The sequence below is a fragment of the Roseibium sp. AWQ4_290 genome (genome assembly GCF_056160985.1).
Window position 1 is genome coordinate 40,084 of record NZ_JBSWYG010000031.1, and the last position, 14,451, is coordinate 54,534.

9 protein-coding genes are annotated in these 14,451 nt (G+C 60.3%); 6 read left to right on the plus strand and 3 right to left on the minus strand.

Annotated elements, in window-relative coordinates; translation table 11 throughout:
• Nucleotides 1–105: 105 nt before the first annotated feature.
• Complete coding sequence (locus tag ACXAH0_RS23575; RefSeq protein WP_475195520.1) at nt 106–801, minus strand: alpha/beta fold hydrolase; 696 nt, start codon at nt 799–801, stop codon at nt 106–108.
• A complete protein-coding gene (ubiG, locus tag ACXAH0_RS23580; protein ID WP_475186028.1) occupies nt 801–1,562 on the minus strand; it encodes a bifunctional 2-polyprenyl-6-hydroxyphenol methylase/3-demethylubiquinol 3-O-methyltransferase UbiG in 762 nt (253 codons plus the stop codon). The genes ACXAH0_RS23575 and ubiG overlap by 1 nt, the downstream gene beginning before the upstream one ends.
• 200 nt (nt 1,563–1,762) lie before the next feature.
• On the opposite strand from ubiG, the gene ACXAH0_RS23585 reads away from it, so the two are divergent.
• From ACXAH0_RS23585 to clpB, 6 genes are all read left to right on the plus strand, one after another.
• On the plus strand, nt 1,763–3,013 hold the full coding sequence (locus ACXAH0_RS23585; RefSeq protein WP_475186031.1) for an aspartate kinase: 1,251 nt from the start codon (nt 1,763–1,765) through the stop codon (nt 3,011–3,013).
• Between the two features lie 70 nt (nt 3,014–3,083).
• Nucleotides 3,084–5,357, plus strand: a complete 2,274-nt coding sequence (gene ptsP, locus ACXAH0_RS23590; protein WP_475186032.1) for a phosphoenolpyruvate--protein phosphotransferase — start codon at nt 3,084–3,086, stop codon at nt 5,355–5,357.
• A gap of 112 nt (nt 5,358–5,469) precedes the next feature.
• Entirely contained in the window at nt 5,470–6,543 is a 1,074-nt protein-coding gene (gene prfA, locus ACXAH0_RS23595; RefSeq protein ID WP_475186036.1) for a peptide chain release factor 1, read from the plus strand.
• A 2-nt stretch (nt 6,544–6,545) separates the two neighbouring features.
• Complete coding sequence (gene prmC, locus ACXAH0_RS23600; RefSeq protein ID WP_475195521.1) at nt 6,546–7,400, plus strand: peptide chain release factor N(5)-glutamine methyltransferase; 855 nt, start codon at nt 6,546–6,548, stop codon at nt 7,398–7,400.
• A gap of 391 nt (nt 7,401–7,791) precedes the next feature.
• Nucleotides 7,792–8,472, plus strand: a complete 681-nt coding sequence (locus tag ACXAH0_RS23605) for a DUF4167 domain-containing protein (RefSeq protein ID WP_475195524.1) — start codon at nt 7,792–7,794, stop codon at nt 8,470–8,472.
• Nucleotides 8,473–8,686: 214 nt separating this feature from the next.
• A complete protein-coding gene (gene clpB, locus ACXAH0_RS23610) occupies nt 8,687–11,284 on the plus strand; it encodes an ATP-dependent chaperone ClpB (RefSeq protein WP_475186046.1) in 2,598 nt (865 codons plus the stop codon).
• A 241-nt stretch (nt 11,285–11,525) separates the two neighbouring features.
• Here clpB and ACXAH0_RS23615 read toward each other — a convergent pair whose 3' ends face one another.
• On the minus strand, nt 11,526–13,502 hold the full coding sequence (locus tag ACXAH0_RS23615; protein ID WP_475195526.1) for a M23 family metallopeptidase: 1,977 nt from the start codon (nt 13,500–13,502) through the stop codon (nt 11,526–11,528).
• Nucleotides 13,503–14,451: the final 949 nt, after the last annotated feature.

The following is a 14,451-nucleotide window of genomic DNA, read 5'->3' on the forward strand; positions in this document are numbered from 1 at the left end:
AATTTTTTTACCGTTGCGTAATTTTACGCGCGCCGCAATCAGGATCTTTGACAAGGATCAATTTTCCCGAGTGTTTGAATCCGGTCGATTTTCCGGGAATGCAGCCTAGGGGCGGTTGAGGAAAAGCTTTAATGCGCCGGTCACTTGATCCGGTGCCTCAAGGGTCGACAGGTGGCCGCAAGCTTCAAGCAGGACCAGATCGCTTTGCGGGATGAGCTGGTGGATTTCAACCGACAGTTCCGGGGCGATCTGGCGGTCGCCGTCGCCGGACAGGACCAGCACGGGACAGGAAATGTCCGGTAGAGCGGGGCGGGAATCGATCCGGTTGCCATTGGCGGTGGCCTGCCGGATGAAAGCCTCCGCGCCGGTCTCGAAGGCCATTTCACGGACAACGGCTTTCAGCTCCGCATTGGTCTCGTTTTTTTCATGTACGAAGCCGGGAAAGAACAGGTCCGGAATCTTGGCGAAGGATTTCGTCTTTGCCACCTTGATCAGGGCGCGCCGCTTGTTTTTCTGCTCTTCGGTGTCTGCCCGGGCAGAGGTGTTCAAAAGGGCAAGGCGCGTCACCCGTTCCGGGGCGCGGCGCATCACCTCTAGGGCGATATAACCGCCCATTGACAGGCCGATCAGGGAAAAGCGCTCCGGGCCTTCCGCCAGGAGCTTCAGGGCGATCGCCTCGATGCTGTCATCGTCACGGTTGTTGGCCACCAGAATGGGGCGGTCGGCAAAGGCGGCGATTTGGGGCGCATAGAGCGCATGGGTGCACAAATGCCCCGGAACGAAGACGATCGGTTCTCCCATCAGGAAGCGTCCGGCCGCTCCGCCAGCAGCATGTAGTTGACATCCATGTCCCGGGAGCGGGACCAGGTGTCGGTCAGGGGATTGAAGGTCACACCGGACCGGTCAAGGATCGACAGCCCTTCCGCTGCCAGCGGGGTTTCGATCTCGTCCGGCCGGACCAGCTTCTCATAGGAATGCGTGCCTTTGGGCAGCCAGCGCAGCACGTATTCCGCACCGACAATTGCCAGCGCATAGGCCTTGAGCGTGCGGTTGATGGTGGCAACGAACATCAGGCCCCCCGGCCGGACCATGCTGCCGGTGGCTTTCAGGAACAAGGGCACATCGGCCACATGTTCCACCACTTCCATATTCAACACCACGTCGAAGGTTTCTCCGGCGGCGGCAAGCGCTTCGGCGGTTTCGGCCCGGTAGTCGATCTCAAGCCCGGAGCTTTCCATATGCAATTTGGCAATCCGGATGTTGGTTTCCGATGCATCGGCACCGACAACCTCAGCACCCAGGCGGGCCATCGGTTCGCTCAACAGGCCTCCGCCGCAGCCAATGTCCAGAAATCGAAGCCCCTTGAACGCATCCGACGCACGCGGATCGCGGTCAAAGCGTTTGCACACTTCCTGCTTGATATAGGCGAGACGCACCGGATTGAACTTGTGCAGCGGCTTGAATTTTCCGGTCGGGTCCCACCAGTCTTCTGCCATTGCCGAGAAGCGAGCGATTTCATCGCTGTCGATCGTGCCCGTTGCCTGTTGAGCCTTGCCTGTCATCGGACGATCCTTTCCATAGGTCATGCGTTCATGCCGTCAAGCGGGATGCATTGTTTAGCTGTCGTTTAGTGTCTTTGACCATTTGTCAAGTCAGCGCAGGCCAAGCAGAGTTGCAGCAAGGCAGCGCAGGCTGTATGCATGGCCGCCGATCCATCAGGAGTGCTTGGCGCTTTTGTCACAACGAACAGAATACGAGTGGTATGGCCCGACTGGTTTTAAAATTTGGGGGAACATCGGTTGCCGATCTTGATCGCATCCGCAATGTGGCCCGCCATGTGAAACGGGAAGTGGACGCAGGGCATCAGGTTGCGGTGGTGGTTTCGGCCATGGCCGGCCAGACCAACAAGCTGGTGGAGTTCTGCCGCGACGCGGCCCCGCTTCACGATGCGCGTGAATATGATGCGGTGGTTGCCTCCGGGGAACAGGTCACCTCCGGCCTTCTGGCCATTGTGCTGCAGGACATGGGCGTCAATGCCCGCTCCTGGCAGGGCTGGCAGGTGCCGATCAAGACAGATGAAAATCACGGAGCGGCCCGGATCCGCGAGATTGATGCCGGGTTCCTGAGCGAACGGCTGGAGCAGGGGCAGGTGGCGGTTCTAGCAGGCTTCCAGGGCATTTCGCCGGACAACCGGATTGCGACTCTCGGCCGCGGCGGTTCGGACACGAGCGCAGTTGCCATTGCCGCGGCCGTCAAGGCCGACCGTTGCGACATCTATACGGATGTGGACGGGGTCTATACCACAGACCCGCGCATCGTGCCCAGGGCGCAGCGTCTGGAACGGGTGTCCTTTGAGGAAATGCTTGAAATGGCGTCCCTCGGGGCCAAGGTTCTGCAGGTCCGCTCGGTCGAAATGGCCATGGTGCACAATGTGCGGACGTTTGTGCGCTCCAGTTTCGATGATCCGGACGCGCCCCAGGTCGGTGAAGACGGCCTCCCGATTGGTACTTTAATTTGCGACGAGGATGAACTCGTGGAACAGCAGGTAGTCACCGGCATTGCATATGCCAAGGATGAAGCCCAGATCTCGCTGCGGGACGTGGCTGACAAGCCCGGCGTTGCCGAATCCGTGTTCGGGCCGCTGGCCGATGCCCACATCAATGTGGATATGATCGTTCAGAACATTTCGCCGGACGGTAAAACCACAGACATCACCTTTACCGTTCCGGAAGGGGATTTCGACCGGGCGAAACAGGTGCTCGATGACAACCGCGAAGACATCGGCTTCCAGAATCTGGAAGGGGCCCGCGATGTGGTGAAGGTGTCCGTCATCGGCATCGGCATGCGCTCTCATGCGGGGGTTGCGGCCCAGTGTTTCCGGGGGCTTGCCTCCAAAGGCATCAATATCCGGGCCATCACCACGTCCGAAATCAAAATCTCCGTGCTGATCGATTCTGCTTACGCGGAACTTGCAGTGCGGACTCTCCATTCGCTATACGGGTTGGACGGATAAGTTTAACCGGCGGGCGGCCCCGGCACGATTGGGGTCCGGGCTGCCTGAAGCGGAATGAGATGGGGGCGCCATGCGCAGCAACCTAGCCGGACCGCGCCTATTGCTCCGCAGGCTCCGCGAAGTCATGGCGGAGCCGATTACGGCGCAAGAGCGACTCGACAAGATCGTTGTGCTGATCGCCTCGAATGTCGTCGCGGAAGTGTGTTCGGTATATATCCTGCGTGCCGATGGGGTTCTTGAACTTTATGCGACCGAGGGCCTCAATCGTGAAGCGGTCCACAACGCCTCCCTGCGGGTTGGTCAGGGTCTGGTCGGTCTGATCGCTGCCGAAGCGCGGCCCCTCAATCTTCCCAATGCCAGCGCCCACCCGGGCTTTGCCTACCTGCCGGAAACCGGCGAAGAAGCCTATAATTCCTTCCTCGGTGTGCCGATCCTGCGGGCCGGGCGCACCCTGGGGGTTCTGGTGGTGCAGAACCAGTCTCACCGAACCTATATGGAAGATGAGGTTGAGGCGCTTCAGACCACGGCCATGGTGATTGCCGAGATGGTTGCGGCCGGGGAGCTGGAAGCCATTTCCCAGAAGGCGACCGGTCTCGACATGTCCCGGCCTGTCACGGCAACCGGCGCCGGGCTGGCGGAAGGTGTCGGCCTTGGCCATGTTGTCTTGCACGAGCCACGGGTGGTCGTCACCAATCTGATTGCGGAAGACACCGATCAGGAAAAAGCCCGGCTCGAAGGGGCGATCAACCGGTTGCGTCTGTCTCTTGATGATCTTTTGGCGAGTGGTGAAATCGCCGCCACGGGCGAACACCGCGAGGTGCTGGAAGCGTACCGGATGTTTGCCTATGACCGGGGCTGGATCCGCAAGATCGAAGAGGCGATCAAAAACGGGCTCACGGCGGAAGCGGCCGTGGAAAAGGTGCAGAGCGACACAAGGGCCCGGATGCTGCGCCAGACCGATCCTTATCTGCGCGAGCGGCTGCATGATCTGGACGATCTTGCCCACCGCCTGATCCGCGAACTGATGGGGCGCGCGCAGGTGCCGGGGCTGGGCGAACTGCCGCAGGACGCCATCATTGTCGGCCGCAACATGGGCGCTGCCGAATTGCTGGATTACGGGCGGGACCGGATCCGGGGCCTTGTTCTGGAAGAAGGCGGGCCCACAAGCCATGTGACAATCGTCGCCCGCGCCCTTGGCATTCCCACAGTCGGTCTGGTGGACGATATCGTCAGCCTCGCAGATGCGGATGATGCGATTATCGTGGACGGGGACACGGGCGAGGTGCATTTGCGCCCGGCGGCCGACCTGGAAAATGCCTATGCGGAAAAGGTCCGCTTCAGGGCCCGGCGCCAAGCGCAGTTCCGCCGGTTGCGGACCAAGCCGTCGGTGACCAAGGATGGCGTGGAATTTTCCCTGCAGATGAATGCGGGACTGCTGATTGACCTGCCTCATCTGGAAGAATCCGGGGCGGCCGGTATTGGCCTGTTCCGCACCGAACTGCAGTTCATGGTGGCCTCTTCCTTTCCGCGCATGCGCGAGCAGCAGGCCCAGTACAGCCAGGTTCTGGATGCGGTGGACGGCAAGCCCGTGACGTTCCGGTCCCTGGATATCGGCGGCGACAAGGTGCTGCCCTATTTGCGCTCGATCCAGGAAGAAAACCCGGCCATGGGCTGGAGGGCCCTGCGTCTTGGTCTCGACCGGCCGGGCCTGCTGCGGACCCAGATCCGGGCGCTGCTGCATGCGGCGGCGGGCCGGGATCTCAAGCTCATGTTCCCGATGGTCGCGGAAGTGGATGAATTTTTGCGGGCCAAGGCGCTGGTCGACAAGGAAATCCGCCATCTGCGCCGCCATGGCCATACCACTCCGGAAAATATCCGCCTTGGTGTCATGATCGAAGTGCCGTCACTGCTCTTCCAGCTGGATGAGCTGATGACCCATGTGGATTTTGTGTCTGTCGGATCGAACGACCTGTTTCAGTTCTTTTGTGCGGTCGACAGAGGCAACACACGGGTGGCTGAACGGTTCGATCCGCTCAATGTCGCCTTCCTGCGGGCCTTGAAGCTGATTGTAGATGCGGCCAACAAGTTTCATGTGCCCGTGACCTTGTGCGGGGAACTGGCCGGACGGCCGCTGGAAGCCATGGCCCTGATGGGGCTCGGCTTCCGTGATCTGTCCATGTCTCCGGCCGCGCTCGGGCCGGTCAAGGCCATGCTGCGCACGCTGGATGCGGGCCGGTTGTCGGCCCGGCTGCTGCCACGCCTTGACCCGGGGCACGACAACGTTGATATCAGAGACGTGCTGAAACGCTTTGCCGCCGAAACGGATGTGGCTCTTGAGCCTTAGCGGCGCCTGTTCGTCTTGAGCCTGTTTTGTTCCTGTTCACATGATTGACCGGCCATCATTGACCCTTCAAGGGGACCAGAGGGCCTGATCTGACTTTGGAGTATCTGCGCGTATGCTAGCGCGTCACAAACTTGATAACCTTCTGGACCGGTTTGCCGAGATCGAACATCTGATGTCGTCGGGCCCGGATCCGCAGGCCTATGTGAAACTGTCGCGCGAGTATGCCGGGCTGGAGCCGCTGGTCACCAAGATCCGGGCCCTGATCAAGGCGGAAGAGGACCTCGCCGGTGCCGAGGCATTGATCCTGGATCCTGATTCCGATGCGGAGATGCGCGAGCTTGCCGAATTGGAGCGTGACGCGCTTTCCGGTCAGGTCGAGGCTTTGACGCAGGATGTGCGGATCGGCCTTTTGCCCAAGGACGAGGCGGACGCCAATGACGCCATTCTGGAAGTGCGCGCCGGGACGGGGGGGGATGAAGCGGCGCTGTTCGCCGGGGATCTGTTTCGCATGTATCAGCGCTTTGCGGAACTGCAGGGCTGGAAGGTGGAAGTTCTGTCAGCCAGCGAGGGCGAAGTCGGCGGTTTCAAGGAAATCATCGCTTCCGTGTCCGGAGAAAATGTTTTTGCCCGGCTCAAGTTCGAATCCGGCGTACACCGGGTGCAGCGGGTTCCTGCGACGGAGTCCGGCGGCCGTATCCACACTTCAGCGGCAACGGTTGCAGTGCTTCCCCAGGCAGAAGATGTTGATGTGGATGTGCAGGACAGCGATCTGCGCATCGACACCTTCCGGGCGTCCGGCGCGGGTGGCCAGCATGTGAACACGACGGACTCGGCCGTGCGCATCACCCATCTTCCAACCGGCATTGTTGTGGCGGTTCAGGATGAACGCTCCCAGCACAAGAACAAGGCGCGGGCCATGCAGCTGTTGCGCGCACGCATATATGATGAAGAACGGGAGCGGGCCGCCAGCGAACGCACGGAGGCCCGCCGCCTGCAGGTCGGCTCCGGCGACCGCTCGGAGCGCATCCGCACCTACAATTTCCCGCAAGGGCGGGTGACCGATCACCGGATCGGTCTGACGCTTTACAAGCTGGACCAGATTGTTGCCGGGGAGGGACTGGGCGAAGTGATCGAGGCCCTGATCGTGGACCATCAGGCCAATCTGCTTGCATCCGAAGACGCGTGACCATGCAGCTCGGCCAGCTCTACCGGCAGGTGCGGGATCAGTTTCGCGGCGCGGCGGTCACGGCAGCTGATCTGGAGGCAAAGCTGCTGATCACTGCGCTGCTGAATGTCAGTGTGTCCGACCTTGTGCTGGACGAGGCAAGGCAGCTCAGCACCGGTGACGAAGCGCGGGTTCTTGAGGCCGTCAGACTGCGTCTTGGTGGTATGCCGGTTGGCCGTATTCTGGGCGCGCGGGAGTTTTATGGCCGCAGTTTCAAGCTGAACCGCGCCACGCTGGAGCCCCGCCCCGACACGGAGACCCTGGTGGATGCGGTGCTTGCGCGCAGTGTTGCGGATGCGCCTCTGCTCATCTACGATATTGGCACGGGAACGGGCGCAATCGCCGTTACGCTTCTGGCGGAGAGGCCAAAGAGCCGCGTGGTCGCCATTGATTTGTCCGAAGAGGCTCTCGGCTGTGCGCTGGAAAATGCCCAGCTGCACGAGGTCGCGGACCGGTTCATTCCTGTTTGCGGGGATTATCTGTCGGCTTTTGGAGCCTGCCGGACGGCCGGGCCGGACTGGATCGTCAGCAATCCGCCTTACATCCGGTCCGTTGTGCTTCAGGACCTCGACCGGGAGGTCCTCGAACATGATCCGTTTCTCGCCCTGGATGGTGGCGACTCGGGACTGGAGGCCTATCTGCGGATTGTGGCCGAGGCGGCGGGGCTGATCGCTCAGGGCACCAGAATCGCCTTGGAAATCGGCTGGGATCAGGGCGAAGATGTGAAAAAACAGCTGCGTCTTCATGGCTTTGGAGCGATTGAAATCATTAAGGATCTTGCTCGTAACGACCGGGTTGTGCTGGCTGGGAAGATATAATTTTACTGTTTTGATCCAAAGGCGAAAAAGCACTTGGAAAACGCGCCGGAAACGGTTAGGTTCATCTCGCCGAGACCGGAAATGTTATCAACATTGAGCGGGGCACACGCAACCGGCAGGACGGGGGCAGGCGCAGTTACAGCGCGATGACCTCATCTGCAAGACGGGCTTCCGGTGTTTCGGACTGTCGAAGACAAAAACGAAAGCGTTGGCCAGTGGCCTGCTTCGCGCTGAGTGTGTTTTCAATGACAGCCGCGAACCAGCATGGTTGGTGTCGGCAATTACTTCGTGTCGGTTTTAGGCAATTCCGATGATGGGTCAGCGTTTTGCTGACCGCCGTTCCGCAAGAGAAAACGGCAGGATGAGACCAGGAAATCAAAGCAATAAGCGTATGCGCGGTCGGGGCCGCAAGGGCCCTAATCCGTTAACCCGGACCTACGAATCAAACGGTCCTGATGTGAAAATCCGCGGCACAGCGATGCATATTGCGGAAAAGTATCAGCAGCTTGCCAGGGATGCTCAAGCATCCGGTGATCGGGTGATGAGCGAGAACTACAACCAGCATGCAGAGCACTATCTGCGCATTGTCGCAGCCGCACAGCCGCAGCAGCAGCCATCCGCGCAGCCGTCTGCACGCGGTGAGGCCGAGGACAGTGCAGAGGCTGCACCCGTGAACGGATCTGCGCCTGCCATCGGGGCTGAGCGCCCGGCAGCTGAGCGCAGCGCTGACGGGGACCTTGTGGATGCAGACAGCCCGCAGCCCTTCATCGAAGACATGCCGGTGATCAATCAGGAAGGCCAGGTGAACGGCGCAGCCCAGAAGGCAGAGGCCGAAGAGGGCGAAGGCGAGGACAAGCCCAGACGGCGTGCGCGCACGCCCCGTGCCCGCACCCCGCGCCGGACCGCTGCCAATGAGGGCGCAGAAGCTCCCTCCGAAGGCGCTGGCGAGACCGCTGAAGCCTCCGGCGACCCCTCTGAAGACGATGCCGCCAAGCCGCGGCGCCGGGCGCCGCGTACCCGCAGGGCCAAACCGGTCGAGGATGCTCCGGCGGAAGCAGCTGCATCCGAATAGGGTATGTCACGCAGATCTGATGATGAGGAACGGCGTCCCGAAGGGCGCCGTTTTTTATTGTGCCTTGCGCTGGGTCAAGGTCTTTTGTGATGAAAATGCAACACTATATAGAGAGGGCAGCGCTTCTGGAGGCTGCGCGGATGCCCGCAAACGGGGTCCGTATCCAACAACGTTCCCCACGCTTCGGGTGGTGTGAACGGGTAGGAGGTAGATGATGAATTTTGAAAAATACACCGAGCGCGCCAGAGGGTTCATTCAATCGGCGCAGACTTTTGCGCTGGGGCAGGGCCACCAGCAATTTACCCCGGAACATGTGCTGAAAGTTCTGCTCGATGATCCGGAAGGCATGGCCAGTGGACTGATCGACCGGTCCGGCGGCACTGCCAAGGCTCTCAAAGGAGATCTGGAAGGCGTTCTGGAAAAGATGCCGAAAGTCTCCGGAGGGTCCGGTCAGCTCTATATGGCGCAGGCGACCGCGCGCCTGTTCGATCAGGCGGAGAAGATCGCCGACAAGGCGGGCGACAGTTACGTCACCGTTGAACGGCTGCTGCTGGCTCTTGCCATGGATGCGGGCAGTGAGGCCGGTAAGCTGATGAAGCGCCACGGAGTGACGGCCAATGGCCTCAACGAGGCGATCAACCAGTTGCGCCAGGGGCGGACGGCCGACAGTGCCACGGCGGAAAATCAGTATGAAGCTTTGAAGAAATACGCCCGGGATCTGACTGAGGTGGCCAGGGATGGCAAGCTTGACCCTGTGATCGGGCGGGATGAGGAAATCCGGCGCACCATTCAGGTTCTCTCCCGGCGGACCAAGAACAATCCGGTGCTGATCGGGGAGCCGGGTGTCGGCAAGACGGCGATTGCCGAGGGCTTGGCCCTGCGTATCGTCAACGGGGACGTTCCCGAATCCCTGAAGGACAAGCAGCTGCTTGCCCTGGATATGGGGGCTTTGATTGCGGGGGCGAAATACCGGGGCGAATTCGAGGAACGGTTGAAGGCGGTTCTATCCGAAGTCGAGGCGGCTGCAGGCGGGATCATCCTCTTTATCGATGAAATGCACACGCTTGTCGGTGCGGGCAAGGCGGATGGCGCCATGGATGCGTCCAATCTTTTGAAACCGGCACTTGCCCGTGGGGAACTGCATTGCGTCGGCGCCACCACTCTGGATGAATACCGCAAGCATGTGGAAAAGGATGCTGCGCTTGCCCGCCGGTTCCAGCCGGTCTTTGTGAGCGAGCCGACCGTTGAGGACACGGTGTCGATCCTGCGTGGGATCAAGGAAAAATACGAGCTGCATCACGGGGTGCGGGTGACCGATTCCGCGATTGTGTCGGCTGCGAACCTTTCCAACCGCTACATCACCGACCGGTTCCTGCCGGACAAGGCCATCGACCTGGTGGACGAGGCCGCGAGCCGGTTGCGCATGCAGGTGGATTCAAAGCCGGAAGAACTCGATGAGCTGGACCGGCGGATCATTCAGCTCAAGATCGAGCGGGAAGCGCTCAAGGCGGAAAGCGATGACGCCGCCCGAGACCGGCTGGAGAAACTGGAGCAGGAGCTGACCAATCTGGAAGAGCAGTCCAAGGCGCTGACCAGCCGCTGGCTTGGCGAAAAGGAAAAGCTCAATCTGGAACAGAAGATCAAGGAGCAGCTTGAGCAGGCCCGGATCGATCTGGAAATCGCGCAGCGCCAGGGCAATCTGGCCAGGGCCGGGGAATTGGCCTATGGGGTGGTGCCGGATCTGGAGCGGAAGCTGGCTGAGGCCGAAGCGTCAGAAGATGCTGATGCCATGGTCGATGAGGCGGTGACCCCGTCCCATATTGCCCAGGTGGTTTCCAAGTGGACCGGCATTCCCGTCGACAAGATGCTGGAAGGCGAGCGGGAAAAGCTCTTGCGTATGGAAGATGTTCTGGCAGACCGGGTGATCGGTCAGGCCGAGGCCATCCATGCGGTGTCCACGGCGGTGCGGCGGGCCCGGGCCGGGCTTCAAGATCCCAACCGGCCCATCGGCTCTTTCATGTTCCTTGGCCCGACCGGGGTCGGCAAGACCGAGCTGACCAAGGCACTGGCAAGTTTTCTGTTTGACGATGACAGCGCTATGGTGCGGATCGATATGTCCGAATTCATGGAGAAGCATTCCGTTGCCCGGCTGATCGGGGCGCCTCCGGGCTATGTGGGCTACGAGGAAGGCGGTGCGTTGACGGAAGCCGTGCGCCGGCGGCCCTATCAGGTGGTCCTGTTCGACGAGATCGAAAAGGCCCATGCCGATGTGTTCAATGTGCTGCTTCAGGTGCTGGACGATGGCCGTTTGACTGACGGCCAGGGCCGGACGGTCGACTTCCGCAACACGCTCATCATCATGACCTCCAATCTGGGCGCGGAATATCTGGTCAATCAGCCTGAGGGCGAGGACAGCGATGCGGTCCGCGGGGATGTCATGGGCGCGGTGCGCGGGCATTTCCGTCCGGAGTTCCTGAACCGGCTCGACGAAATCGTGCTCTTCCACCGTCTGCAACGCTCGCAGATGTCGGACATCGTCAAGATCCAGCTGACCCGCCTGCGCGCCCTCTTGGCGGACCGCAAGATCACGCTCACCCTGGACGAGGGGGCGATCGGCTGGCTGGCCCAGAAGGGCTATGATCCGGCCTATGGCGCCCGGCCGCTCAAGCGGGTGATCCAGAAGGATGTTCAAGACCCGCTGGCGGAAAAATTGCTGGCTGGAGACATTCTTGACGGTCAGGGCGTGGAGGTCTCGGCCGGAGCGGACCGTCTGATCTTCCAGGTGGAAGGCCCGGAAAGCGCCGCAGCCTGACTTTGAGGCTTGCGGCAACCGGCTCGAGCAAGCCGTGTTTCACCGGGTTGGCCTTTCGCTGGCTGAAGCCAGGGGGTTCAGAGCCGAAAAGATTGATGGTTTGAAACCGAAGAACCACGGCATGCGGTCAACAGAGCAGCTCAAACACCAATCCCGCGGTGCATTCTGCACCGCGGGATTTTCTATGAGTTTTGGGGATCTGGCCGGTGTCGCACCGCCGGTAAACTTATCGCACGATGCTTTAGTTCAAGGCAGCAATGCGGGAGGGCTTGCGCACCCGGTCCAGCAAGGTGTCGATCCGGAAGCGTTCGGCTTCGAAGTTTGCCCGCATCTGGCCTTCCAGGGTGCGCCCTTTCGGCAGTTTGATGCGCATCGGATCTACATAGCGGCCGTTGACGAGCACTTCGTAATGGAGATGCGGCCCGGTCGACAGGCCGGTCGAGCCCAGATAGCCGACGATCTGGCCCTGTTTGACCCGCACACCCTTCTTGATGCCTTTGCCGAACCCGCTCATGTGGTTGTAGGTGGTGACATAGCCGTTGGTGTGCTGCAATTCGACCCGGCGGCCATAGCCTGATGTCCAGCCGGCCTTGATGACAAGGCCGTTGCCGGCCGCAAAAATCGGCGTGCCACGGGGTGCTGCCCAGTCCACGCCCCGGTGCATCTTGGCGTATTTATAAATCGGGTGGCGCCGCATGCCGAAGCCGGAGGTGAACCGGCCGCCGGTCAAAGGCTTCCGGACCAGGAACTTCTTGGCGCTCTGGCCCGAGGCGTCATAATAATCGGTTACCCCGTCATCCGACGTCCGGTAGCGGTAGAATTCCCGGGTTGTGTTGCCCGTATTGAGAGAGGCGTAGAGCACCTTGGGCGCGCTGTCGCCATCGCCCGGTGTAAAGAACAGTTCCAGCGCGTCGCCCGGCTGAACGCGGGCATTGAAATCCACGTCAAAGGAGAACATGCGCACCAGATCATCGACGATATCCGGCGGGATGTCCTGCTCCAGGGCGGTCTGGTAGAGACTGTCATAGATGGCTGGTGTCGGACCGCCATAGGAGACCCTGTCCGCTTCGGCAAAGGCGTCGGCGAGGAATGTGTTCGGTTCCTTCGCGCGCACATAGGCACCGCTGTCGGAAATGGCGACCGTCGCCTGATGCTCAGTGGCGGTATAGAGTGAAATCCGTTCCGGGCGCATCCGGTCCGGATCGTCTGGGGAGCGGGCATAGGCTATGCGCAGGCGCTGGCCTTCCTCCAGTTCGGAAATGCCGAACAGCATCTTGAAGGAGCTGGCAATCTTGCGCGCTTCTTCTTCTGTGGCATCATGATCGCGCAGAAGCGGCTGGAGGGGTTGCGTTTCCGTGATCGGAACGATGCTTTCTTCCATGCCGGTATAAGGGATCTCTTCTTCCTGTTTGGAGACGAAAGAGACGTTCTCCGGCGTGATGCGGACCGCATAGCGTTCCAGATCCGGTTTCAGGGCCAGGCTGAAATCAAAGCGGCCGGGATCGACCAGGCTGCGGGTGGCCGTTTCCGCGGAATTGAGCGTCAGGTCGCGGGCGGAGGCACGCACGCTCAGCTCGACCTCGCTTTCCGAGGGGCCCTCGTCCTTGTCGATATAGGGGCTTGAGACCGGGAAGGGGGCAAGGGAAATGCTGACTTCGTTTTCCAGCTTTGCCCCGTAAAGGGAGTCCGCGATCTGGGCCGACCCTGCGTCGGCAATCAGCGTGTCCTCGCCATCCTCCGGCTGATCCTTGAACATGTTCATCGGATTGAAGGGCGGGATGCGGCCCGCATATTGCGGATCCTTGCGGGTGGCAAGGCTCGCGCTAACATAGATATGCGGCTGAACCCGGATGTGGTCCTTGTCGCCGACACGGGCGACCACATTCACGTCGATTTCGTGTTTGCTGGAAAACTCGGTTGCCGTCTTCAGAACCCGGTCGCCTTTGGTGCCGGTGCCATTGCTGTCGGACAGTCCGGCAAAATCCGCATTCACCGGAGCGGCGGCTTCCACACTGTATTGGCCGTCAAGGGCTGCCAGAAGAGCGCCGCCCATCAGCACCAGGGACGTGACACCTGTCAGGACGCTCCCGGCAAGCCAGCGCAAGGAGACCTGCCGCTTGTCCGACAATCCGCTTCGGCCTTCGTATCCCCGCAAGGGCGGTTCATCGCCAAGCTCGATGCGCAGGGACTGAGCGCTGTGGAACGGGCCAAAATGCATTGATACCTGTCCAGGTCCTTTAATAAGCGTTCAACGGATTTGAACCCGCCTGAGCTGAAACAGAGGGCAGAAGGGCTGATACCCTTTAATACCCGATCCTGCTACATGCAGTGTTTGATTTAAATCGTCAATTGGTTCCACACCAGAGAGTTCTGCCCCGCTTGTGCAAGAAAATGTGCGTAAAGTTGGAATTTGACGGTTTGATGGTCACTGTCTCCAAAGCAGGGTTGTGCAGGGCTGTTTGCCGACGATCCGGCAAGACGGCCTTTTTGCAGAAGAAGAAAGCTGCGGCCCTCGAGCAAGGCGAAAGAGCAGCGACAGGGCCGGACCGGCTGTCAGACAAAGGCTGGATCTGAAGAGGCTGTCCTGGCCGGGCCATTTGGACCAGCCGGTCGGACCCAGGCTTCAGGGGCCAGATGTCTTCAAGAATAATGGGCCGTGGGACAATGGCGGCAATGCTGCGTTGCGGCATTGCCGGAAGGTGGAAAGCCCTTGAAATCCGGGGCGGGCAAAGACCTGTTGAAAGGGAAAATCGAGAGCAGCCAAATCCATGGTTGGCGGATCTTTACGGGGAATTTAGCATATTCAAGCCATTGAATTTTCAAATGAAAAAACAAGTAACTTCATTCTATGAATCTTTTTTGACAAAGTCTGTTGACTCATGTTGGGGGCATGCGTATAACGCCCTCCATCGACGGCGGCGCCGCCACGCGGTGCTACTCACTGTCGGTCCTACCAGACAACACAGCCGAAAAGACCTGGCGACAGGGATGAGGCGAGGCGTCTTTGGGTGAGCCTTTTATGGCGACATTTGCGCAAGCGAATGGTTCTTTGACAGTATGATATGAAGGAAGGGAAGCGTAGGCGGCGTTGGTCTTGCGATATCTGGTAGAGATGCTGGGTGTTTTAAGGAGTTACGCAGGTACGCTGATCTTTCAGCAAGGATCGA